The organism is Bacillus sp. FJAT-27225, assembly GCF_001685025.1.
Classification (GTDB): Bacteria; Bacillota; Bacilli; order Bacillales; family Cytobacillaceae; genus Bacillus_D.
In genome coordinates this window covers 442,019-465,424 of the sequence record NZ_MAYU01000023.1, presented here as the reverse complement: position 1 = coordinate 465,424, position 23,406 = coordinate 442,019, and the positions used below count along the sequence as shown (strand labels likewise).

General features: G+C 44.1%; 28 protein-coding genes and 1 rRNA gene. 10 read left to right on the top strand and 19 right to left on the bottom strand.

Going from position 1 to position 23,406, the window contains the following annotated elements; genetic code table 11:
* Window positions 1-1,137, bottom strand: a 16S ribosomal RNA gene (locus A8F94_RS21095); the annotation flags it as partial.
* 279 nt (window positions 1,138-1,416) lie between these two features.
* On the bottom strand, window positions 1,417-2,283 hold the full coding sequence (locus A8F94_RS21090) for a nucleotidyltransferase-like protein (protein WP_066205049.1): 867 nt from the start codon (window positions 2,281-2,283) through the stop codon (window positions 1,417-1,419).
* A 152-nt stretch (window positions 2,284-2,435) separates the two neighbouring features.
* On the opposite strand from A8F94_RS21090, the gene A8F94_RS21085 reads away from it, so the two are divergent.
* Window positions 2,436-2,786, top strand: a complete 351-nt coding sequence (locus A8F94_RS21085; RefSeq protein WP_066205046.1) for a YgzB family protein — start codon at window positions 2,436-2,438, stop codon at window positions 2,784-2,786.
* Between the two features lie 56 nt (window positions 2,787-2,842).
* Here the strand turns inward: A8F94_RS21085 and perR are convergent, their stop codons facing one another.
* From perR to A8F94_RS21045, 8 genes are all read right to left on the bottom strand, one after another.
* A complete protein-coding gene (gene perR / locus A8F94_RS21080) occupies window positions 2,843-3,283 on the bottom strand; it encodes a peroxide-responsive transcriptional repressor PerR (RefSeq protein WP_066205044.1) in 441 nt (146 codons plus the stop codon).
* A gap of 115 nt (window positions 3,284-3,398) precedes the next feature.
* Window positions 3,399-3,950, bottom strand: coding sequence for a cob(I)yrinic acid a,c-diamide adenosyltransferase (locus A8F94_RS21075; RefSeq protein WP_066205041.1), 552 nt, complete (start codon window positions 3,948-3,950; stop codon window positions 3,399-3,401).
* 1 nt (window position 3,951) lies between these two features.
* Entirely contained in the window at window positions 3,952-4,902 is a 951-nt protein-coding gene (locus A8F94_RS21070; protein ID WP_066205038.1) for a D-2-hydroxyacid dehydrogenase, read from the bottom strand.
* Between the two features lie 302 nt (window positions 4,903-5,204).
* Entirely contained in the window at window positions 5,205-5,672 is a 468-nt protein-coding gene (gene bcp, locus A8F94_RS21065) for a thioredoxin-dependent thiol peroxidase (protein WP_066205035.1), read from the bottom strand.
* Window positions 5,673-5,807: 135 nt separating this feature from the next.
* On the bottom strand, window positions 5,808-6,215 hold the full coding sequence (locus A8F94_RS21060; protein WP_368072802.1) for an ion channel: 408 nt from the start codon (window positions 6,213-6,215) through the stop codon (window positions 5,808-5,810).
* A gap of 55 nt (window positions 6,216-6,270) precedes the next feature.
* On the bottom strand, window positions 6,271-7,056 hold the full coding sequence (locus tag A8F94_RS21055) for an ABC transporter permease (protein WP_066205032.1): 786 nt from the start codon (window positions 7,054-7,056) through the stop codon (window positions 6,271-6,273).
* Window positions 7,057-7,058: 2 nt separating this feature from the next.
* A complete protein-coding gene (locus tag A8F94_RS21050; RefSeq protein ID WP_066205028.1) occupies window positions 7,059-7,850 on the bottom strand; it encodes an ABC transporter permease in 792 nt (263 codons plus the stop codon).
* 11 nt (window positions 7,851-7,861) lie between these two features.
* A complete protein-coding gene (locus A8F94_RS21045) occupies window positions 7,862-8,875 on the bottom strand; it encodes an ABC transporter ATP-binding protein (protein WP_066205025.1) in 1,014 nt (337 codons plus the stop codon).
* A 324-nt stretch (window positions 8,876-9,199) separates the two neighbouring features.
* Between A8F94_RS21045 and A8F94_RS21040 the strand changes: the two genes are divergently transcribed.
* Window positions 9,200-10,495: a glutamate-1-semialdehyde 2,1-aminomutase gene (locus A8F94_RS21040; RefSeq protein ID WP_066205022.1), complete on the top strand. Its 1,296-nt coding sequence runs from the start codon at window positions 9,200-9,202 to the stop codon at window positions 10,493-10,495.
* A 387-nt stretch (window positions 10,496-10,882) separates the two neighbouring features.
* Window positions 10,883-11,962, top strand: coding sequence for an FUSC family protein (locus A8F94_RS21035; protein ID WP_066205020.1), 1,080 nt, complete (start codon window positions 10,883-10,885; stop codon window positions 11,960-11,962).
* 233 nt (window positions 11,963-12,195) lie between these two features.
* Here the strand turns inward: A8F94_RS21035 and A8F94_RS21030 are convergent, their stop codons facing one another.
* From A8F94_RS21030 to fabL, 5 genes are all read right to left on the bottom strand, one after another.
* Window positions 12,196-13,944: an ABC transporter ATP-binding protein gene (locus A8F94_RS21030; protein ID WP_066205015.1), complete on the bottom strand. Its 1,749-nt coding sequence runs from the start codon at window positions 13,942-13,944 to the stop codon at window positions 12,196-12,198.
* A 129-nt stretch (window positions 13,945-14,073) separates the two neighbouring features.
* Window positions 14,074-14,604, bottom strand: coding sequence for a nucleoside tri-diphosphate phosphatase (gene ntdP, locus A8F94_RS21025; protein WP_066205012.1), 531 nt, complete (start codon window positions 14,602-14,604; stop codon window positions 14,074-14,076).
* 200 nt (window positions 14,605-14,804) lie between these two features.
* Entirely contained in the window at window positions 14,805-15,068 is a 264-nt protein-coding gene (locus A8F94_RS21020; RefSeq protein WP_066205011.1) for a YgaB family protein, read from the bottom strand.
* A 195-nt stretch (window positions 15,069-15,263) separates the two neighbouring features.
* Complete coding sequence (locus A8F94_RS21015; RefSeq protein ID WP_077247849.1) at window positions 15,264-15,452, bottom strand: gamma-type small acid-soluble spore protein; 189 nt, start codon at window positions 15,450-15,452, stop codon at window positions 15,264-15,266.
* 74 nt (window positions 15,453-15,526) lie between these two features.
* Entirely contained in the window at window positions 15,527-16,276 is a 750-nt protein-coding gene (gene fabL / locus A8F94_RS21010) for an enoyl-[acyl-carrier-protein] reductase FabL (RefSeq protein ID WP_066205008.1), read from the bottom strand.
* Between the two features lie 112 nt (window positions 16,277-16,388).
* Here fabL and A8F94_RS21005 point away from each other — a divergent pair, with 112 nt between their 5' ends.
* On the top strand, window positions 16,389-16,613 hold the full coding sequence (locus A8F94_RS21005; RefSeq protein ID WP_066205006.1) for a hypothetical protein: 225 nt from the start codon (window positions 16,389-16,391) through the stop codon (window positions 16,611-16,613).
* A 62-nt stretch (window positions 16,614-16,675) separates the two neighbouring features.
* Here the strand turns inward: A8F94_RS21005 and mutY are convergent, their stop codons facing one another.
* Window positions 16,676-17,770: an A/G-specific adenine glycosylase gene (gene mutY, locus A8F94_RS21000; protein WP_066205002.1), complete on the bottom strand. Its 1,095-nt coding sequence runs from the start codon at window positions 17,768-17,770 to the stop codon at window positions 16,676-16,678.
* Between the two features lie 167 nt (window positions 17,771-17,937).
* Between mutY and A8F94_RS20995 the strand changes: the two genes are divergently transcribed.
* Complete coding sequence (locus tag A8F94_RS20995) at window positions 17,938-18,918, top strand: metal-dependent hydrolase (RefSeq protein ID WP_066204993.1); 981 nt, start codon at window positions 17,938-17,940, stop codon at window positions 18,916-18,918.
* 160 nt (window positions 18,919-19,078) lie between these two features.
* On the opposite strand, the gene A8F94_RS20990 is transcribed toward A8F94_RS20995, so the two are convergent.
* Window positions 19,079-19,348, bottom strand: coding sequence for a YfhJ family protein (locus tag A8F94_RS20990; protein WP_066204991.1), 270 nt, complete (start codon window positions 19,346-19,348; stop codon window positions 19,079-19,081).
* 113 nt (window positions 19,349-19,461) lie between these two features.
* Between A8F94_RS20990 and A8F94_RS20985 the strand changes: the two genes are divergently transcribed.
* Window positions 19,462-19,638, top strand: coding sequence for a small, acid-soluble spore protein K (locus A8F94_RS20985; RefSeq protein WP_139070153.1), 177 nt, complete (start codon window positions 19,462-19,464; stop codon window positions 19,636-19,638).
* A gap of 64 nt (window positions 19,639-19,702) precedes the next feature.
* Here the strand turns inward: A8F94_RS20985 and A8F94_RS20980 are convergent, their stop codons facing one another.
* Complete coding sequence (locus A8F94_RS20980; protein WP_066204987.1) at window positions 19,703-20,023, bottom strand: YfhH family protein; 321 nt, start codon at window positions 20,021-20,023, stop codon at window positions 19,703-19,705.
* 91 nt (window positions 20,024-20,114) lie between these two features.
* On the opposite strand from A8F94_RS20980, the gene A8F94_RS20975 reads away from it, so the two are divergent.
* The gene (locus A8F94_RS20975; RefSeq protein WP_066204984.1) at window positions 20,115-20,792 is read left to right on the top strand and encodes an SDR family NAD(P)-dependent oxidoreductase; all 678 of its coding nucleotides are present in this window, start codon (window positions 20,115-20,117) and stop codon (window positions 20,790-20,792) included.
* A 16-nt stretch (window positions 20,793-20,808) separates the two neighbouring features.
* Here the strand turns inward: A8F94_RS20975 and recX are convergent, their stop codons facing one another.
* On the bottom strand, window positions 20,809-21,618 hold the full coding sequence (gene recX, locus A8F94_RS20970; RefSeq protein WP_066204981.1) for a recombination regulator RecX: 810 nt from the start codon (window positions 21,616-21,618) through the stop codon (window positions 20,809-20,811).
* Between the two features lie 93 nt (window positions 21,619-21,711).
* Between recX and A8F94_RS20965 the strand changes: the two genes are divergently transcribed.
* The 3 genes from A8F94_RS20965 (at window position 21,712) to A8F94_RS20955 (ending at window position 23,238) form a co-directional block, all read left to right on the top strand.
* Window positions 21,712-22,614 (top strand): TIGR01777 family oxidoreductase, encoded by a 903-nt coding sequence (locus tag A8F94_RS20965; RefSeq protein WP_066204979.1) that lies wholly within the window; start codon window positions 21,712-21,714, stop codon window positions 22,612-22,614.
* A gap of 201 nt (window positions 22,615-22,815) precedes the next feature.
* Entirely contained in the window at window positions 22,816-22,941 is a 126-nt protein-coding gene (locus A8F94_RS20960; protein ID WP_066204976.1) for a YfhE family protein, read from the top strand.
* A 108-nt stretch (window positions 22,942-23,049) separates the two neighbouring features.
* Window positions 23,050-23,238, top strand: a complete 189-nt coding sequence (locus tag A8F94_RS20955; protein ID WP_066204973.1) for a YfhD family protein — start codon at window positions 23,050-23,052, stop codon at window positions 23,236-23,238.
* Window positions 23,239-23,406: the final 168 nt, after the last annotated feature.

Here is a 23,406-nt window from a genome sequence, read left to right as displayed (position 1 = left end):
GCAACTAAGGACAAGGGTTGCGCTCGTTGCGGGACTTAACCCAACATCTCACGACACGAGCTGACGACAACCATGCACCACCTGTCACTCTGTCCCCCGAAGGGGAACGCTCTGTCTCCAGAGGTGTCAGAGGATGTCAAGACCTGGTAAGGTTCTTCGCGTTGCTTCGAATTAAACCACATGCTCCACCGCTTGTGCGGGCCCCCGTCAATTCCTTTGAGTTTCAGCCTTGCGGCCGTACTCCCCAGGCGGAGTGCTTAATGCGTTTGCTGCAGCACTAAGGGGCGGAAACCCCCTAACACTTAGCACTCATCGTTTACGGCGTGGACTACCAGGGTATCTAATCCTGTTTGCTCCCCACGCTTTCGCGCCTCAGCGTCAGTTACAGACCAGAGAGCCGCCTTCGCCACTGGTGTTCCTCCACATCTCTACGCATTTCACCGCTACACGTGGAATTCCGCTCTCCTCTTCTGCACTCAAGTCCCCCAGTTTCCAATGACCCTCCACGGTTGAGCCGTGGGCTTTCACATCAGACTTAAAGGACCGCCTGCGCGCGCTTTACGCCCAATAATTCCGGACAACGCTTGCCACCTACGTATTACCGCGGCTGCTGGCACGTAGTTAGCCGTGGCTTTCTGGTCAGGTACCGTCAAGGTACCGGCAGTTACTCCGGTACTTGTTCTTCCCTGACAACAGAGCTTTACGACCCGAAGGCCTTCTTCGCTCACGCGGCGTTGCTCCGTCAGACTTTCGTCCATTGCGGAAGATTCCCTACTGCTGCCTCCCGTAGGAGTCTGGGCCGTGTCTCAGTCCCAGTGTGGCCGATCACCCTCTCAGGTCGGCTACGCATCGTTGCCTTGGTGAGCCATTACCTCACCAACTAGCTAATGCGCCGCGGGCCCATCTATAAGTGACAGCCGAAACCGTCTTTCAGCTTTCCTACATGAGTAGAAAAGAATTATCCGGTATTAGCTCCGGTTTCCCGAAGTTATCCCAGTCTTACAGGCAGGTTGCCCACGTGTTACTCACCCGTCCGCCGCTAATCTTTAGGAGCAAGCTCCCAAAGATTCGCTCGACTTGCATGTATTAGGCACGCCGCCAGCGTTCGTCCTGAGCCAGGATCAAACTCTCCAAGAAAGAGAATGAGTTTAGCTCATTAAATAAAACGTTGGCTGATGACCGAAGTCATCATATTATTGTTTGTTGACGCTTGTTTGTTTAGTTTTCAAGGAACAATTATCATGTCGTCCCGTTCAGGCGACTTTATTAATATATCATGGCTTTAAGGTTATGTCAACAACCTTTTTTACCCGCCGTCTGCGAAGAATATTGAACTGTTTCGCAGCGACGGATATAAATATAACAAGTTTCCGAAGAAAGGTCAATAGCTTTTTTAAAATAATTTTCGAATCTATTTCAATCTTGAATTCGGTAATAACGATGATACAACCCGGGGCCTTTCGTATCAACTTCAACCGCCTCGATGATTTGCTTCTCCACCAGATATTCTAAAAGGACGCTAAGGTCAACAGAATAATGAACCAATTCCTCATCATTCATCGCCTCTCCAACAGACCATTTCTCTTTTTTCTTTAATACCGTGAGCAAATGCTCCGCCGCAAGCTTGGTCCTTGAATGAATTAAAAACTCACTCGCAAGAAATAAAAGCTCCAACCGCTTTTTAATTGATTCCTCACTTGTAACAAGTTCTTCATAGAGCTTAAACAGTTCGGGATCAATTTGTTTCACTTGATTCCAAACAGTCAACTCCGGGTGAAACCCACTTTCAATTACAGCAAGCCGTGCAAGATGATGCAATGAATGGACAACATGATTATATGCATCCAAGTACTGTTCATTGTCAAAGAACGCCTTGCCATCCAAATATCTCCTTATTAATTTGGCGAATTCTATCCCCATTTTTAGTTTTCTTCCGTAGAAAGGAAAATCCCTGAATTCTGTTAAAAGGTTTGCAACAAAATCATTGCGGTCAAAAACGACCTTTGCAGAATAAAGCCACTCAAATATTTTTCGGTTCGTCCCAAGCAGCATCCATTCCCTTAGCCTTCCTTCTGTCACGGTATGAAGGGCCGCTTTTTTATCATTATATGAGTAATGCTTTATTATTAATGGTTCATCAGCATGATCGACTATTACTAGAAGAATGGCGTCAAAAAAATCAGTTGCCGGGCTAAACCGTTGATTTTTTTCCACCAATAAAATTCCCAGCGTATTGGATAGGCTTGCCCGTTCTTGATAAATTGGGCGTAATATATCTTCCATCATATTTCCTCCAAAATGTTAATAGCTATAGTTTCGACAATAATCTTGTTTTTTCCTTCCTTTAGGAAAGCATTTTTCTGCCCGGCCATCAAGCCTGTCCAAGTTCCTTTCCTTATCCTGGTATGCTATAGTAAAGAATCGGAGGGGATTAAATGGGCAAGTATTCAAGTAAAATAAATAGAATCCGAACTTTTGCACTAAGCCTGATTTTTATTGGCCTTGTTGTTATGTATTTTGGAATTTTCTTTCGCACTCATCCGTTAGTCATGACCATTTTTATGCTGCTGGGATTCTTTTGTATCATTGCAAGTACAGTCGTCTATTTTTGGATCGGCATGCTGTCCACAAAAACAGTTCAGGTTGTATGCCCCAATTGCGGAAAGCACACCAAAATTCTTGGCAGAGTCGACATGTGCATGTATTGCCGCGAACCGCTGACATTGGATCCAGCCCTTGAAGGAAAAGAATTTGACCAATCCTATAATAGAAAAAGACAGTCTTAAAGTACAAAAAACAAAAGCGCCCATGGGTATGTAACCCTTTGGGCGCTTTAATTTTTTTAGTGAGCCTCTTTAGCGGCACAGTCTGGGCAGTTCCCGTAAATCTCCATCCGGTGATGCCCGATTTTAAAACCAGTCACATGGGAAGCGAGATGCTCGACTTCATCCAGGCCTGGATAATGAAAATCAACTATTTTATTGCATTTTTCACAAATAACATGATAATGCTCCGTAGTCCTGAAATCAAATCGGCTTGATGAATCGCCATAAGTGAGTTCTTTTACGAGTCCGACTTCTTTAAATACCCGAAGATTATTATATACGGTCGCAACACTCATATTAGGGAATTTACCTTCCAAAGCTTTATAAATATCATCTGCAGTAGGGTGCGACATGGAGTTGATTAAGAATTCTAATATGGCATGACGCTGAGGAGTCATTCTCACACCGGTTTCCTTCAACACATCCAACGCTTCTTTGAGTTGTTCAGACACCGCCATGCACCTCTCTTCTATAAAAAGATTATTACATTATAATTGTTATAATTAGTTTATAACCATCAGCTATGTTTGTCAATAAAACTGCTTGTTTATAGTGTTAAAAACCTCGCCAAAACTATTCCTGGTGAAGGTTCTTCTCTTCTACCCCTAGCTTAAGATTTACATAACGGGCTGTCACGAACAACAGGTCTGACAATCTGTTCAAATAGGAAAGCACAAGTGGATTGACCGAGTCCCCCAGGGCGACTGCAGATCGCTCGGCCCTCCTAACCACCGTTCTTGCGAGATGGAACGCAGCACCGGCTGGATGTCCGCCAGGAAGAATGAACGTGGTAAGCTGAGGCAAGCTTGAATCCCATTCATCAATTTGCGCCTCCATTTCCCTTATATCTTCAGCGGTTATCTTCCACTTCACCTCTTTCCCTTCTGGTGTCGCCAATTCTGCTCCCACATGGAAAAGCTGCGTCTGTATTTTATGGTAAACATGTTCAATGGATTCTTTGCCTGTAAAAAATTCATTCTTTAAATAGGAGAACGCTAGCCCTATCGCGGAGTTGGCTTCATCACATGTCCCATACGCCTCAACTTTGGCATCGTTTTTCGCTACCCTGCTCCCATATATAAGGGAAGTAGTCCCCTTGTCGCCTGATTTAGTATAAATCTTCACCTTAATACCCCCTTTTCAAATCGATATAATTAATAAAACCGCCGGTATTATTACCATATGCACTAAGATTTTGTTTGAAAATCTCGAATGATCGAGGAAGGTACTGCTCAGTAATGCTTGATAAATGTGGTGTCACCGTAACATTTTCCATGCCCCAAAAAGGATGTCCTTTAGAAAGAGGTTCTTTTTCGAATACATCAAGATACGCATGGGCAATCACTTTTTCCTCCATGATTTTCAAAAGGGTTTCCTCTCTAATTAAATCCCCTCTGCCAATGTTTATAAAAACAGCAGCTGGTTTCATCCTGCGAAAATGCTCTTCCGTTAGTAAATACTTCGTTTCTCCTGTGCTCGGCAGCACCGAAACAATAAAGTCTGCACTTGGAAGGAATTCGTTGATGTTTTCAAATGTTTCGGTACGGTCAGCTTCCTTATGGTGGTCACCACTCCGGTTGATCCCCGTAACCTCCATTCTGAAAGCCTTTGAAAGCCGTGCAATTTCTCCCCCAATGGCGCCAATCCCAAGTATAAGAACATGTTTTCCGGCCAATTCCCCTACTTTTACCTTTCGGTTCCATTCTTGAAGCTGCTCATTTCGCTGGATTTCGGGAAATTTTTTCACATGATGAAACATCGTACCCATCGTAAATTCAGCCATTGGAATCTTATGAATTCCTCTTGCATTTGTTACATGGATACCCCGCTTCTTGCACGCTTCAAACGGCATCCGTTCCATTCCAGCAGACATGATCATGATCCATTGCAGTCTTTTGGCCTTATGTATATAGTGTTCGTTTAAATCTTCTCCATATGTAACAATAACCTCTGCCTTTTCAAGTTCTTCACCCGCTCCTGCAGGCCCTTTTCCGTAATGAAAGCTAATTTGGGGAAACTCGGTTTCAAGTTGCTCGCGCAGTTTTTCTGGCGGTATGAATGTAAACACTATCTTCACAGTAAACACTCCTGTTTTTCTTAAATCATACCATCATAGGTGCACTACATGAAAATTCTAAATACTTCTATAAGATAAGCACAAGCGACTTCAAGACAGGCAAGGGGCCCTTCGCGACAAGCAATATCCGCCTGTCTCTGCAATGATTATTCTAAGGTGATTCCCTTTGAAGCTAGACATAAAAAAAAAGGGGCCGGAATGTCCGGTCCCTAAAAAAATATCTGAGGAGGTATGCCCTACTATAAGGTATTCTCCCCTTGTATAAACGTATGGACAGTAGCCTTTCTTACAAAAAATAGGCTTTATACGTTTGCCTTAAGAAACTCGAGCGCTTCTTCCACGTGGCCTTTAACCTTAACACCGCGCCATTCTTTGACGATTTTCCCTGCTTGGTCAATAACAAACGTGCTCCGCTCAATTCCCATGTATTCTTTGCCAAAATTCTTTTTCAGCTTCCAAACACCATATGCTTCTGCGGCCTTGTGGTCAGTATCGGCCAATAGCAAAAACGGCAAGCCGTATTTCTCGATAAATTTCCGGTGCCTTTCAACAGGATCGGGGCTAATGCCAATAATCACGGCATTGGCGTCTTCAAAGCTTTTATGGTGGTCCCTGAAGTCACAAGCCTCAGTTGTGCAGCCAGGTGTCATATCTTTTGGATAAAAATAAAGCACTATGTTCTTTCCTTTAAAATCGGATAACGATACTGTCTCCCCAGTGTTTGCCTGGAGGCTGAAATCAGGGGCTTGCAATCCTTCCTGTACTGCCATTTTGCTCACTCCAATGTAATGTGTTTACTTTTAGACTATCCAATTCAGTGGCGTTGCACAACTGTGATGCTCACCCCGAAGGCGTAGGTCAATTTTTACAATTAAAAAAGAACCCTTAAAGGGTCCAAAACAGAGTTAGCTATCCATTTCCATGACAGCCTTTGCCACAAAGGCTGCCGGGATGGTGTAGCCAATCAGAGCTTCAATGATAGCAATCCATCTGCCAGGGCCGAGCGGGATGACATCGCCATGGCCAACCGAAAAAAGTGTCATGGCACTAAAGTAAACGGCAGCCTCGGCCTGTTGAAGGAATCCGCTCTGCGTACTTCCCGGATCCGCCAAAACGGGCTCAACAAATAGCCCGAGGAGAAGATATACCATCCCAAACCCAATCAGTACCGTCAAATAAATCATCCCGAGATAAAGAAAGTTTTCAAACGATACAAGTTTTCCCCTCACCTGGTTTTGCGTAAATAATGTTTTAATGCTCATAAACAAACAGAAGCTTGTTCCGGCCAATAATAGATAAAACAAGTCGCCCACCACCCGATAGGTTTGTCCATTTAACTATATGCGGGATGAGTGGCAGCTAGTAAATTTAATTTCCGGCGCCTCTATATTTCTTGACCCCCTGGTTCCATAAAAAGACTGATACAGTGAAAAAGATGATTCCCATTAATGGAGTCAGGAAGGCATATCCATACCATTCCGTACGACCAAGGAAGTAGGCGGCCGGGTAAACACCAACGAAGGCGAAAGGCAGAATCCAGGTTAGGACAAACCGGATTGCCTTGTTGTATATATCGACCGGGTAACGCCCGTAATTGCCGATATTGTACATCATCGGCATGATCGAGGTTTTGGCGTCAGCCCAAAAACTGATGCATGCCAGCATCACGAAGACGCCGCCGTAAATGAGCGCACCGCCAGCCACGAACAGAAGGAAGATAAGCGGATCATACCAGGTAAGGTCAAGGCCGAGATTCTGCCCGGCATACCACATGACGGCCATTCCCGTGACAGCTCCAAAAAGGGCTTCAAGTTCTAGACGTTCGAGAATAATCTGGAACAGGCTATGAATGGGACGGGTCAGGATCCTGTCAAGCTCTCCTTTTACAATATAGCGCTCGTTAAAGTCCCAAATGTTAAAAAAGGCAGAGAATACTGCATACGGGACAAGAAAGAATCCGTAAATAAAGATGATTTCATCCTTCGTCCAGCCATTTAAGAGCGATGTATGGCCAAAAACGACAAGGATGAATATAAAGTTGACTGCCTGGGACAGCAGGTCGGAAAAAATTTCAACAACAAGATCTGCTCTATACTCGAGCCTTGTTTTCATATACTGCCCCGCATACTGTAAGAACATCGATGCGTAAAACATTGTCAGCCTCCTTGAATAACAAGCTGCTTTTTAGCCAGCTGCCATAGAAGATAAATCGGTACAAGCAATATCACTACCCATACTGCCTGCTGGAGGATTGCATCAAACACCAGGCTTCCGGTAAAACCGCCTGTGACAATCATGCTCGGAATATAGCTGATTCCTTGGAAAGGCAGGTATTTCATAATTTCCTGTGCCCAGCCTGGAAAGAAGCTCATTGGCAAGAGCAGCCCTGAAAACAGATCAATGACAACCCGTTTCGCCCGTATGAGTCCAGCATTATTATATAAGAAGAAAGTCGTAATGCCTGTCAGCAGATTAATTTGGGTGTTAATCAGGAAGCTGAACAGGATTGAGATTGCAAACAGCCCCCACACTGCAGGATCAAGTGGAAGTTTGATTGGAAAAATAAGCATGACAATCATCATTCCGGGAACAGAGAAAAAGAAAAGCCTGAAAATCCCTTCACCGAAACCTTGCATCATTTTCATGCCAAGGTAGCTGTATGGGCGGATCAGCTCAATCGCAACTTTCCCTTCCATGATTTCCATCGCCATTTCCCGGTCAAGGTTATTAAAGTAAAAAGCCCTTGCCATCCAGGCTATTGCTACATACGTTGTCATTTGCCCAACTGTCAAACCCTCAATACTGTCCTTCCCGCTGTAAATCGCTTCCCAAAGAAAGTAATAGGCCCCAATATTAATGCTATAGATTAGAATCCCGGTATAGTAGTTTGTTCTGTAGGCGAGCATCATTAAGAATCGGATCCTCACCATTTCAAGGTACTTATCCATTGCTGCTCCTCCTATGCTGAACCCTTCTCATAAATATTGCGGATAATTTCTTCTGTTGAAACCTCGTTTATTTTAACGTCCTTTATTTTGAACGTGGATACAACCCGGGCGATAATCTGGGAGATGACTTCATCAACATCGTCAGTCTGTGCTGTGAAAATTTGTCCCTTCTCATCCATTTCCCATTTGACCGGCATATCCGCAGTAAGATGCTGAAGACGCACCAGCTCTGTCTCCTCAAGGAATTGGAATTGCAGTTCTTTGCCTTCACCCCATTTTTCCTTCAGATCTTGAAGTGCCCCATCATAGATGATTTTGCCTTCATCAAGCATGACGACACGCTCGCAGAGGGCTTCAATATCGGTAAGGTCGTGGGTAGTCAAAAGAATTGTCGTGTTGTATTTTTCATTTATTTCTTTCAGGAACTCCCGTATTTTTAATTTAACTAAAACATCTAGCCCGATTGTCGGTTCATCTAGAAAAAGGAGCGGCGGATTATGGATCAATGCCGCAGCTAGCTCACAGCGCATCCTTTGCCCGAGTGAAAGTTTCCGGACTGGCTTGTCAAGGAGCGGTCCGATATCGAGTGTCTTAATCACGTGATTCATATGGGAGTTATAATCCTCATCGGACACTTTGTACACTTTTTTCAGAAGCCTGAATGACTCCTGCACGGCTATGTCCCACCAAAGCTGCGAACGCTGGCCGAAGACGACGCCTATTGTCTGGGTGAACTTCTCCCGCTCCTTATGGGGGTTCATCCCATTGACGATTATCTTACCTGAAGTCGGAGTCAGGATGCCTGTCAGCATTTTAATCGTCGTTGATTTTCCCGCCCCATTTTCACCAATATATCCAACCATTTCGCCCCGTTTGACCGTAAAGCTAATGTCGTTAACTGCAGGAACAATTTTATAATTCCGGGTGAATAAATCCCTGAAGGCACCACTTAGGCCAGACCGGCTGGAATAGGCTTTGAATTCCTTGCGGAGACCTTCCACTATAATTGCATTTTCCTTGTCCATTATTCGTCCTCCTGAACATACACTCTAACTAAAACAGTTTATCTATTTCCCATTCGCGAAACAACTTATCCGCATAAGGGAATAGTTTTGATGTTACGTCGATACGGGTCCGTCCGCCATCACGTTGGGCGTTGTGCAATCAGGACATGTTTTGGAACATTCCTGAGTTATGCAGGACATTCCACACGTTATTCTGGCATCTTTTTGTACATTTTTTAACAAAGAGGACAAACAGGTGAAAAAGGGTTGTGCTAATTGGCAAACCTGAAACGTCTCGATTTGTGCTAGAATAGTAACGTATTTACATTAGGAGGTTAATGTCTTATGAACTTTACCAATTCTGAACGATTACATAGCGAAGCTCTTGAACATATTGTCGGCGGGGTCAATAGCCCTTCCCGTTCCTATAAAGCTGTTGGCGGCGGTTCCCCTGTTGTGATGGAGCGCGCATCTGGCGCCTATTTCTGGGATGTTGACGGCAATCAATATATTGACTATTTGGCGGCTTATGGCCCGATCATAACTGGCCATGCCCATCCGCATATCACAAAAGCGATTACCAGGGCAGCTGAAACGGGTGTCCTGTACGGTACCCCGACACCACATGAAATCATCCTTGCCAAAATGCTTAAAGAAGCGATGCCAGGCATGGACAAAGTCAGGTTTGTGAATTCAGGTACCGAAGCAGTCATGACAACGATCCGCGTGGCCCGCGCGTATACCGGCCGGGATAAAATCATCAAGTTTGCTGGATGCTACCACGGCCATTCCGATCTCGTCCTTGTCGCTGCCGGCTCTGGCCCTTCGACACTTGGGACACCTGATTCAGCGGGGGTACCGAAAAGCATTGCCCAGGAAGTGATTACGGTTCCTTTCAATGAAGTTGAGCCTCTTAAGGAAGCACTTGAGAAATGGGGCAGCCAGATTGCGGCTGTCATGATTGAACCAATCGTTGGCAACTTCGGGATTGTCGAGCCAAAGCCAGGCTTCCTTGAGCAGGTAAAGGAACTTACCCATGAAGCAGGAGCGCTGTTAATTTTTGATGAAGTCATTACAGCATTCCGGTTTGCATATGGAGGTGCACAGGATATCCTTGGTATTACTCCTGATTTGACTGCCCTTGGGAAAATCATTGGCGGCGGACTGCCAATCGGTGCCTACGGCGGCAAAAAGGAAATCATGGAAGAGGTCGCACCGCTTGGTCCCGCCTATCAAGCAGGGACAATGGCCGGAAACCCGGCTTCGATGCTCTCTGGAATCGCATGTCTTGAAGTTCTGAAACAAGACGGAGTGTATGAGTATCTGGATAGGCTGGGAGCAATGCTTGAGGAAGGCATTTTAAATTCTGCAGCCAAATACAATGTTCCAATTACAATCAACAGGTTAAAAGGTGCCCTGACTGTCTACTTTACAACCGAAAAGGTTGAAAACTATGAGCAGGCCGAGAATACAGATGGGGAGATGTTTGCGCGGTTCTTTAAGCTGATGTTGAACCAGGGTATCAATCTGGCACCTTCAAAGTATGAAGCGTGGTTCGTCACCATTGCCCATACCGAAGAGGACATTGAAGCCACTCTCCATGCGGTGGACAACGCGTTCTATTCTTTAATGAACGAATAGAGTGGAACTTCAATCAGTGGGGAATTCTTCACCCCACACTGATTGTTAGTCCCATTCTACTGCCACCAACTCGCCAAAGGGCGCAGCGATTACCTTGCACGATTGAACCCGATTGGTTCAACTAAGCCTAGATAAGACGCAGCAAGAAGTTTCAATGTATCTCACCAATCGGGCATGTATGGGCTGTTGCTCCACCTACGCTTCTATGATTTTTCTAAGGCTTTGATGTCGGAGCTTTGAAAAATAAGATAGAATCGGGAGAAAGAGAGCTTTATTCCGGAGCCTCCCTTGCTTCCTTTCTGTAAACAAGGTATAGTAACAGAATTGTTTAGGTTACATACAAAAGGTTTAAAGTAACGTAAAAGAAGATTGAAAGGATTTAATAAAATGAAGTTAGGTGCCCGGATATTAAAAACGGGAATTGCTATTGTACTTGCTTTGTTTCTTGGTGAATTGCTAAATGTCCCTTCACCGGTAATGGCACCCATTGCTGCCATTTTCGCTGTACAGCCAACGATTTATCGCTCTTATCAATCAATACTTGAACAAGTTCAGGGGAATTTTATTGGGGCTCTCATCGCTGCAGCCTTCTATCTTCTCCTCGGAAACCATATAGTCGTCATTGGTTTAGCGGCAATTATCGTCATTACTATTAATCTAAGGCTAAAATTGGAAAATACTATGGGCCTCGCGCTCGTAACACTGGTGTCAATCATGTATATGCCAGACGATGAATTCATTCGATTCGCAGCTCTCAGGTTTGGGACAATTATGCTCGGGGTATTTTCGGCATTTATTGTGAATCTTGTGTTCCTGCCGCCGCGGTACGAAAACAGGCTTTACCATAAGATTTCAAGCACAACCGAAGAAGCAATCCGCTGGATTCGGCTCTCTACACGGAATGCATCGGACCATAACCTGCTTAAGGCCGATATAGAAAAACTAAAGGATACACTTGCAAAAATAGATTTGACTTACACGATGTACAAGGAAGAGCGGAATTACTTTAAACGGGATGATGCTGTAAAGGCTAGGAAACTTGTTATTTACAGACAAATGATTACTACAACAAGGCGCGCTTTAGATACTCTCAACCGCCTGCATCGTTTCGAAAATGAGTATCATTCCCTTCCTGAACACTTTCAGCTTTCCATACAGGAACAGCTTGATTGCCTTATTACACTTCATGAACAGATAATGCTGAAATACATTGGAAAGGTGCGGCCATCAATTGCTGCAGAAAATCCAATCCAATGCCTTGATAAAAAGGAAGTTTTCCGCATGTTTATCTCAAGACAGCGGGATTACGAAGAAGAGGATGACAACCATCTATACCATACTATGCAGATTATTTCAGCCATCCTTGATTATGATGAGCATGTTGAACACCTGGATACATTAGTCACAAGTTTCCTTTCCTATCACAAAGAGGAAAATGAAATTACAGTTGAAGAACCCGTTGAATAAACTGCCATTTTGATTGTCCGCACCTTTGGAATAGTAAACTCTTTTATGTTATCAAATTAGTTAATTAAGAAGCCTCCGTGCGTACTACTTTATTGAATAGAAAAAACCGGAATGAAGTATTGGCTTCATTCCGGTTTTTTTATCCGTTTCGTTCAGCTTCGCTTTTGTCTGCGTGGGGAGGACAAAAGTGGCGGAATGTCCACGAAGGGGGTCTGACCCCTGTTTGACCCCTGCTAGTCTTCAAGCTGCTGGACTTGGAATAGTCTGTAGTAGCCGCCTTGTTTGGCCATGAGTTGTTCATGGGTGCCGATTTCGACGATTTGGCCGTGTTCGATTAGGACGATTTTGTCGGCGTGGGTGATGGTGGATAGACGGTGGGCAACGATGAAGGTTGTCCGGTCTTTGGCTAGCTTCTCAAGGGCTTCCTGAATTTGATGCTCGCTTTCCAAATCCAGCGCCGAAGTTGCTTCGTCCAGGATGAGGATAGGTGGATTTTTGAGGAAAACTCTCGCAATTGCAACCCTTTGTTTCTGGCCGCCCGACAGCTTTACTCCTCGTTCACCCACCTTCGTTTCATAGCCTTCAGGAAGGCTCGCGATAAATTCCTGAGCGTTTGCCTGCCTTGCCGCTTCTTCCACTTCTTCATCGCTTGCCCCAGGCTTGCCCAGCAGTATATTCGTCCGTACCGAGTCACTGAATAAAATATTATCCTGGAAAACCACGCCGATTTTGTCCCTCAACGATTGGACCTTAAATTTTCGGATGTCAACGCCATCAAGGAGAATCCTCCCCTCGGTTACATCGTAAAAGCGGGGTATCAAGCTGACAAGAGAAGACTTTCCTCCGCCGCTCATGCCAACGAGAGCGATCGTTTCACCTTTTTTGGCCTCGAGATTGATATTCTTCAAAACCATTTCGGAATTGTCCCCATACGAAAAGCTGACATTTTCAAAGCGGATATTCCCGTTTACCTCGGTACACTCGATTGCACCGGGCTCATCAACGATATCGTATTTTTCATCGACAAATTCAAATACCCGGTCCATTGACGCAAATGACTGGGTCAAGGTTGTAGAGGAGTTGACCAGCCTTCTGAGCGGATTATAGAGACGTTCAATGTATGCAATGAAAGCGACCATTGTCCCAAGTGTTAATTGTCCCTCAATGACGAGATACCCAGAATAGGCAATAACGATCAATGGCGCAATATCGGTAATCGTATTAACAACTGCAAATGCTTTTGCATTCCAGCTTGTATGGTCAAGTGCCTTTTCTAAAAAGTTCTTGTTTCGTTTATCAAATTGATTTTGCTCATAATCCTCTATTGCGAAGCTCTTAATAACAGACATGCCGGCGACCCGTTCATGCAAATAGCTTTGCACCTCGGCAAGAGCTTGTGAGCGGGTTCGGGTCAGGCTCCTTAAGTTTCCGAAGAAATACTTAACCGAAAAAGCATATAACGGAAATAAAACAAGAGATACAATGGTCAGTTTGGCGTTCATTGTGAACATAACGGCAATCGCGATCAAGATTGTCGCAACATCAAGCCAGAGGTTCATGAGGCCCGTAATAACAAATGTTTTCGTCTGTTCAACATCGTTAATGACCCTTGATATCACTTCGCCCGCTTTCGTGTTTGCATAATACTTGAAGCTTAGCTTCTGCATATGATTGTATAGTTTATCACGGATGTCATACAGGATTTTACTCGATGTCCACTGCGCAAAATACTGCCTATAGTATTCGACTGGCGGCCTAAGGATGACGAAGATGACCATCATGATTCCCATGATCCAAAACAGCTTATCAATTTTTTCAGCCTTGGTCAGTGTTTCACTGCCAACAATATCATCCATGACATATTTAATAAGGATCGGAATAATAAGCGGTATTGCAAACTTAATAATTCCAATAAAAATTGTTCCAATGATTTGCCATTTATACGGCTTTACGAAATGGAGATACCTTCGGATACTCTCCAACTTGTTTCCTCCCCCTGGACATTCTGTTTTTTAAAAAAATGTCTTTATACTATACTTATCCAGCAATGAAGCAGCCAAACAAAAACACCTGTTGATATTCATCAACAGGGCATTGTAACATGCTAAAGCTTACTTTCTATAACTGAGATAACGCTCATACCACGTATCAATAAATTCCGGTGAGAACGGCCCTTTCCGCTGGTTAATCCATCTGATTAGTTTCTCAACATTCTTCTTGAGAATCTTGTCTATTACTTCAGGATAGTTCATTTCCTTGCGATGCCGCTCATACTCATCTTCATCAAGCAAGTTGTATGTCATATCCGGAAATACTTTTATATCAAGGTCATAATCTATATACTTCAACGTATTCTCGTCAAAGATGAATGGAGAACTGATATTGCAATAATAGTGCACGCCATCCTCGCGAATCATTCCGATTACATTAAACCAGCATTCTGAATGGAAATAACAAATTGCCGGCTCCCTTGTCACCCAGGTGCGGCCATCGGATTCCGTGACAACCGTCCGATCATTTCCGCCAATTACCAGGTTTTCGGAACCTTTCAAAATGGTGGTTTCGTCCCATATACGATGGATATGCCCGTTATGTTTATAACTGTGTATTTGCATTGGTTCTCCTTCGATGGGTAAACCCATGAATCTCCCCTACTTTCATTTCCCGAACGCTTTGCAACCTATCTTAAATCAAAAAAGCGACAAAAGGCAACAAAAGACAATTCCCGTTTCAATCTATTATAACGGTTGAAGGACAATTTTAAAACAAAAGAGCCATTTTTAGGATAAAATGGCCCATACTAATTAGAAGTTCTGTTCCTATGGAACTGGTCTCAACAACTTTATAGAGATGTTTTTGCGAAGCTTCCCTTATGCTGATAGGAACGGATGACTTCATCTGTCTGACGTTCAAATGTCCTTTGAATTTCCCGAAGTTCCTTTTTCATTGATATGATTTCCTGCTGGATGCTCTCAAGTTCTGTTTCGTTTTGAAGCAATTGCAGCTGGCTTTCAATTTCCTGGCATCGCTCCAATTCCCCCTGCAGATATAGAAGCTTTTCCATCGTTTTCATTTGTTCGGATATTAAACAATTGAAGGTTTTCACACATTCCACCGCCTCACTTTTTGCTCTTCTATGTATTCTTTAAATACTCTTCTTTTCCTTTGACTACTTCTGTAGGTTTAGAAGAAGTTTTGTCGATAAAGCCAACCTCAACTTGTCGAGATTTTAATTCCAGTTATGTGTAGAAAATAGAAAAAGGCCCCCTCCTCCTTGGGAGAGAGCCTGCTTGTCTTACAATTAGCTGTTTTGGTTCTTACGGCTTTCAGCTTGCTGGTTTTGTTGTCTTACTTGTTGTACATCAGTTTCGCTAGCGAATTCAGTGCCAAATTGTCCTTGTCCGCCTTGAGCAGCTTGAGAATTTTGGCGACGAACTTCTTGAGCGTTAGTTTGAGAAGCACGGCTTCCTTGGTTGTTGAAGTTTGCCATTGTAATCACCTCCACGAATGTTAATTTAACCATGAAGGTGATTGTCTATCCGAACTTTTTTTGGTAAAAAAACACTAAACCAACAAGGATAGCCCGCCATCCACAATAATCGTCTGCCCACAAATCATTTTAGACTCCTCTGAAACGAGAAACATCACGCAGTCAACAAGATCTTCCATATCAACGATTCTGCCTGCTGGCGTTTTGCTCCTGGATTCAGCCAAAAGAGTTTCCCGGTTAGGGAAATGGGTCAACGCGTCTGTGTCGACAGGTCCGCCGGAAACGGCATTCACAGTAATACCCCTTGGAGCTAGCTCTACAGCAAGATAGCGGGTCAACGCTTCAAGTGCTGCCTTCGATACTCCGACTGCAGTATAGTTTTCCAAATATCGAATCGAACCGATTGAACTGATGCTGACGATTTTTCCGCCGCCGTTTTTTTCCATCAGCTTGGCCGCTTCCTGAGCACAAAAAAGCAAGGCCTTGCTATTGATGTTCATCGTCCAGTCCCAATGTGATTCCTCAAGATCCATTGCAGGACGAAGAACTCCGGATGCGGCATTATTAACGAACACGTCCAGCCTCCCAAATTCCTCTTCAACCTTCTGAAACATACCTCTTATCTTTTCAACGTCCCCGACATTGGCACGGATCACAATCGCTTTCCGTCCAAGTGCTTCTATTTCGGCGGCAGTTTCAAGCGCGGCCGATTTACTCCGCGCATAGTTAATAGCGATATCATATCCCGCTTTGGCAAGCCTGATTGCCGCAGCCTTGCCAATTCCCCGGCTGCTTCCCGTTACAAGTGCAACTTTTTGTGTCATGTTATGTATTCCTTTCCGTGTCATTTTGTTTCTATTTTAGCCTTTCAGGGTATAGATGACAATTGAATCCTAACACTAGACTTGAGCAATCCATTACGAAAGGAGAATTGCCATGTATGTTGGACGGGATATGACTGAGTTGACCATGATGCCAAAAAGTGACTGGGAAGACAGTGAACTTGCATTCTTCCACCATTCGCTTCAGCAGGTTGTTCCTTACCTTAACGCAGAAGGACAAACCATTCACAAGGAAATCGTCGAGGAAATTGAAAGGCGCGGCGGCATAAACAGGAACGAAGCTGATTATACACATGGTTCCAAAATAAGTTACGATTGAGTTTTCCATTAAAAGAGCCTGGCTGTACGAATTGTCGTATACAGCCAGGCTCTTCTGCTTTATTAGTTGCCGTTTTGAAGGTATAGGGCAAGCATTTTCTGGTGTGGCACAGGCAGGGCATATTCTGAAAGCTCCTCCAGCGAAACAAGCTTTATTTCGTCGGTTTTTCCTAATTCGGCAGTCAATTTTCCGGAATAGACAGTCACATTCCAGATAAGATGGGAGAAAATATGCTGTATTTGGCCAAGTGATTCACCAATTTCCACATCCGTATCAAGAGTTTCCCTATAAAGACTGGACAGGCCTCTCCGGTCATCAGCGAACGGAAGGTGCAGCTCCACGGATGGAAGTTCCCACATGTTTGCGAGCAGCCCGTGATTAGGCCGTCTGCGAATCAAAATTTCACCCTCATTATTTTTGATTACCGCGGCTGCTAGACGGAGCTCCCTCGGCTTTTTCTTTTTCGCTTTAATAGGCAACTCATGCTGGACTCCTTCATGAAAGGCTTGGCAATGCTCCCTTACCGGACAGAGCAGGCATGAAGGCGAAGTAGGAGTACACACAATTGCCCCCAGTTCCATTAGCGCCTGATTGAAATCAGAAGGTGATTCATGGGAAATCAATATACGCACTGCTTTTTCAAAAATTTTTCTTGAAGAAGGTTTGGCAATGTCCTCTTTAATTAGTAAAATTCTTGATAGGACCCTCATCACATTTCCATCTACAGCTGGTTCGGGGATTCCGTAAGCAATACTTAAAATCGCTCCAGCCGTATACGGGCCGACTCCTTTAAGAGTTGCAATCTCTTCGGGGGAATCAGGAACAATACCATTGTATTTTTCTTTAACCTCTCTGACAGCAGTCTGGAGATTCCTGGCGCGCGAGTAATAACCGAGGCCCTCCCATGCTTTGAGCACCTTGTCTTCCTCCGCTTCAGCCAATGCATCCAGCGTTGGGAACTGTTCCAAAAACCGTTGAAAATAGGGGATGACGGTATCGACTCTAGTTTGCTGCAGCATAATTTCCGATACCCACACTTTATACGGGTCCTTGTCAAGCCGCCAGGGCAGGTTTCTCTGCTCAGCCCGGAACCAGGAAATGAGATGCTCACGAAATTTTTCTATGTTAATGGTTTCAATATTTTCCAATGTCTTCATAGTTGAATTTAGCCTCCCTGATGTTAAAGACGAACAAAAGTGGGAATATAATAAAGTAATCATTTTAAACGTACTACCCGTTAACACCATCTTCTACGGTAAAACATACGATGGAAACTGGCAAGCAATTTTGGCGGGGAGACTCACTAAAAGGAGGAACCGGCACCTTGGATACAGGTACACATGTTGTCATGGGACTGGGGCTCGGAGCCTTGGCCACGTTGGATCCTACTGTTGCGGGACATACTGCAACAGCCACCAGCGTAATGGTTGGTACAATTGTCGGCTCCCAGATTCCTGATATAGATACAGTCCTTAAATTGAGAAATAACGCGGTCTATATCCGCAATCATAGGGGCATAACCCACTCTGTTCCAGCAGTTCTGTTATGGCCGCTCGCCATAACTGGCGCAATTTATTTCTTTAACCCTGACGCCAATTTGCTTCATTTATGGCTTTGGACACAGCTTGCAGTATTTTTGCATGTATTTGTCGATATTTTCAATGCCTATGGGACACAGGCACTACGGCCGTTTTCATGCAAATGGGTGGCGCTTGGGGTCATCAATACATTTGATCCATTTATTTTTGGGATTCACGTTGCCGGCCTGGCTGTCTGGATTATGGGTGCACCTCCAGGGTACACCTTCCTGGTCGTGTATGGGATACTGATTTTTTATTACTTCCTGCGCTTTTCAGCTAAGCGTGATGTTGTTAACGCGGTCAAAGTAATGGTTCCAAATGCGACACAAATTGTCGTCGCTCCAACTATGAGATTCAACCATTGGCGTGTTGCCGTCATGACCGAGAGTGAATTTTTTGTCGGCAGGGCTCAGGGATCGACAGTCCGAATCCTTGATAAATTTAAGCGGGTCCCTGTTCCTGACACACCTGTCATTCATGCGGCAAAACAGGATTCAAATATTTCAGCCTTTTTATCGTTCTCCCCTGTATATAGGTGGGAAGTAAAAGACTTTAACGATTACCATGAGGTACGCTTTATTGATTTGCGGTACCGAAGCAACGGGCATTACCCGTTTGTAGCTGTCGTCCATCTTGACCCTGATTTGAATATACTCAATTCCTACACTGGCTGGATCTACAGTGAGGAAAAACTCCGGAAAAAACTTTCAATTCTTCCGGGATAGTACAAAGCACAAGCAACAGGCGCTAAACTAAATTAGGAACAAAAGGCACAAGCATCTTTGGTTCGTCTTTTAGTTTAAAGGCGTCTCAGCCTTAAAAAATGGAACAAAACAAAAAACGGCATTTCCATGTTTTATGTGGATGCCGTTGCTTTTTTATGACTTAGTGAAGCCTTTTCGTATCCTGGTTCAAATATTGGCTGTATTTTGGGTTTTTTGCTGCGAATTCATGGAGGTTGCCGCCATAATATTCAATCCACTGGCGAACTACCTTTTCAGTCATTTCACTGCCTAGATATTCCCTGCCGGCCTTGGCGTAGGTTGCCTCAAAATCTTCCCATAACAGTTCCACCCATGTCCGGGCCTGGCCGTATGATAAATAATTATTTTTATCCAGGAGGAGATTGGTCAATCGCTCTTGATAATCGTTCATCACTATCACCTCTCTTGGGAGAATTGTGAAAACATATCGCCGACAAATATGCAGATACTAATTGTACGCAGAAGAGTTGCTGTCTGCGTTACATCCAATGGCTGGAGGCAAGGCTGATGAGAAACAAGGAAACAGGTTTCCCTTATACTAACGATAATAAACTGGAAGGCGAGCCACGCGCAAAGGCAGAATATGCCTCTAAACGGGCAGATGGGTCAATTAATACCCACCCGCAGGAACGGATGAAAGCATCATCGCAGCGTAATCCCGACGAGATAAAATCGTTCTAGCAATTCCCCACTGCCTGGCATTCCCTAAAAAATGCCAGGCAGATTGCTAATGATAAAGGAATGGCTAGTTATTCACAAGCATTGAAATAGGCAGTGCTTCCTCTTTTCCATCACCATTTAGGCGGTATCCCCAGGCAAATACACCATTTAAATAATCAATCTTGAAGTGGGAACCTGGATCTCCTTCAATGGCATAAATTTCACCCGGCTTATAGTTGTCAGGATCCAGTAAATAAGCCTTCGCCATAACAGCCTTTCTCTCTAGGACAGCAAACTCGTTCACTATCCCCATTTGCTCGGCCTTCCTTGCTTTTTCCTTTAATAGGGCTATTTCCTGTTTTAATTCATATTCAGTCATTTGGCTATATCGCTTTTCCTCCTGCATCAGGCAACCACCTTTGTTGGATTCCTACTCACTAGTATAGTAAATTTAAGACAGTTTAGAAAGAATCCTGCTTTATTCGGAGGGACTCCATATGAAGACTTTCATTGTAACCGGAGCTGGATCGGGACTTGGAAGAGAGCTTGCATTGCTTTTTGCAGAAAAAGGATTTGAAATTATCCTTGCCGGAAGGTTGATTTCACGGCTTCAGGAAGTAAAAGAGGAAATTGAAGCCTCTGGCGGTTTGGCACAGACCTTGGTCATCGATATTACCGAGATAGCTTCGATTCCTGAGAAGCTAAAGAATGCTCTCAAAGAAAAACAAATTTACGGACTTATTAACAATGCCGGCGTTGGCCACTTTGGCCCACTTACAAAGATGAGCGATCCTGACATTATCAAGATGCTGCAAACCAACATCTATGGGACTATATTCATGACGAAGGCAATTCTCCCCTTTTTAGAAAAAACAGGGCAGGGCCACGTGATCAATATTATTTCTACCGCTGGACTGCGGGGCAAGGTAAATGAATCGGTTTATGCCGCCAGCAAGTTTGCGATAAGAGGCTTTACCGAAAGTCTGCAGAAGGAGTATGAAGGCCAAAACATACGGTTTACTGCGGCGTATATGGGCGGAATGGATACCCCGTTCTGGAAAAACAGCACCCATGTAGCGGATCATTCACGTTTTAGGTCGCCTCGAGAGGTTGCTGAGTATATAGTAGCTCATCTGGAAAACGATGAAATTATTATTGAAAGTAAAAAATCATGACGAGGGTCATGATTTTTTATTCTTCTTGCCTTGAGGCAAGATAACGATCTATTAAGTCTATTTGGAATCCTTTTCGGAAAAGGGTTTCTTTCATTTTTCGCTCATAGGCGTAACCTGTCAGTTTTGCATGTTTGCGGTGTGCCTTCTCTCCCTGGGATCGGATCGCCTCCAGCTCGTCCTCCTCTTCCCTTCCCAGGTCGGCTTCACTTAAAGCAAATTGAATGGCATCGGTTTGATACCCTTTTCTCCTGAGCATGGCATCGAGTTTTTGCTTTAACACCTTTTCTGAATCAGAGGCATATTTCCTTGCGTATTTTTCAGCAAGACTTTTCGCCTTTTCAAATTGCGCTTCCTGAGTATATTGCTTTAGGGCTTCCTCAATCAATGAGTCGGCGACTCCGCGTTCCTTCAATGCCATCCGAACAACATAGGCACCTTTGTCTGTTGTATTTTCCTGTGTCCTCACATAAGCATTGGCGTATTCACGGTCATTCAAGTAGCCTTGTTCAGTAAGCCTTACAAGCACCTCATTAATTGCCGCTTCCTCCAATTGTTTTTCTTTTAAATATTTGCGGACTTCCTTTTCCGACCTCATTTTATGGGCCAGGAAATGGATTGCATTGTTGTAGGCCTTCCGGATTTCATCATGATAGCCGACCTCGGCAAGCAAAAATTCATCCAGTTCCATTCCTTTTCTTAAATGGAACTTAACAATCACTGCCTCATCAGCGCTGAAGGCAAATTCTTCCCCTTTTCCAAAATCCATATAAATATTATACCGTCCCGTGTCGCGCTTCTGCGTCGTTATTTTCGTTATGATTGGCATACGCTCACCTCTTCCCGTTTCTACCTTAACTATGCCATTTAACTCATTCCAATGTAAAATAGAACAAACGGAATCGGATAGGGGGAGTTTTAATTGAAGATAGCAATTGCTGGAGGTACAGGTTTTCTTGGCGGCGCTCTTGTTAAAAGATTATTGTCGGAAGGACATCAGGTAGTAATTTTGACAAGAAAAACTCCTGAGAGTTCGAAGGCAGGACTCTCACAAGTTCAGTGGCTAGTGGAAGGCAGTGAGCCAGAGCGGTTTCTGAAAGAAATCGATGTATTCATTAATTTGGCAGGGGAATCCCTGAACAGCGGACGCTGGACATCTGAACGAAAGGAAAGGCTAGTAAAAAGCCGTCTTGCAGCAACAAATGAAGCCATCCGGATTCTTGGGAAACTTAATCGAAAACCAGCCGTTTTTATTTCAGCCAGCGCTGTTGGATTGTACGGAACTTCCGAAAAAGAAACGTTTACGGAAAAGAACAGGCCGGGCAAGGATTTCCTCGCTAATCTTGTGAAACAATGGGAAGCTGCCGGCTCCAAAGCAAAAGAGCTTGGAATTAGGACTGTTTTTTGCAGATTTGGAATTATCCTTGATCAACACCAAAGTGCTCTCCCACAGATGGCTCTCCCTTATAAACTCTTTGGCGGCGGGACAATTGGTTCGGGAAGGCAATGGGTATCGTGGATTCACCGAGAAGATGCTGTCCGCGCTATTCTTTTCGCCATCGGGAAAAGCGATCTGAAAGGACCTGTTAACTTTACCGCTCCCCACCCGGCAACAATGAAAGAGTTTGGCAAGACAATTGGACTGGTACTACGAAGACCGCATTGGCTGCCGGTACCTTCCTTTGCGCTGAGGCTCCTACTTGGAGAAATGAGTATCCTTGTTCTGGAGGGGCAAAGAGCCCTTCCTACTGTCCTTATGGAAAAAGGCTTCCACTTCCGCTTTCCACACCTAACAGAAGCACTGGAGGATATTTTTAAAAAGTAAGCACCGTTAAAAATTTAGCGGAAATCAAATTAAAACATTCAAATGTTTGGTTTTCTGAATTTAGGCTAAAGGATCATTACCGGCTGCTTTTTGCCCTGGATTAATACTTAATTTAAGAAATATCGTTTCAGTTTGAATCATTGGCTTCAATATAGGAAAGGATTGAAGTAGCACCTAACTTTTCAGGAAGGAAGGATCAAAATGGAAAAAACTAAAAAGGATAAGAATCGAAGAACATTAACGAGCACCCAGGAAGTCCTGTACCAAAGGGAATTTAAAGCGGCTGACAGAGCTGCGGGCTTTGATCCCCCAGGCAGAAGAAAGTAACCAGTCTAGTGCTTGTGGGAAATTTCCACTTATGTGAAAGTCCCGGACGGAAACGATAAGACTACGGAGGATTTCCTCCTATCTTATTTCCGAAAGGGGTTTTTGCTTTTGGCACGTTCAAGAGGACATCGAAATCGCGATAAGAATACTGCTTCCTTGCCACAAACTCCGAAAAATTTAAAAATCAGCGACGGGCTTGATGTGGAATTTGATCGTGATCTTGCCGATCATGACGACCTTGAAGCAATGGCACGTTCCAAGGCTGCCGACCAACGGGCAAAAAGCAGACGGAAATAATTGTAGGCACAGCTTCTTTGGTGAGGCTGTGCCTTTTTCTGTGAATTGTGAATAACTTTTGGGGATAGTTCTGTGGATAATGTGCATAAGTCTGTGGAAGACTTTAAAAAACTATACTTTATTTGTGGAAATCTCTATGGATAACTTCCCGTTTTATTAACAACAGAA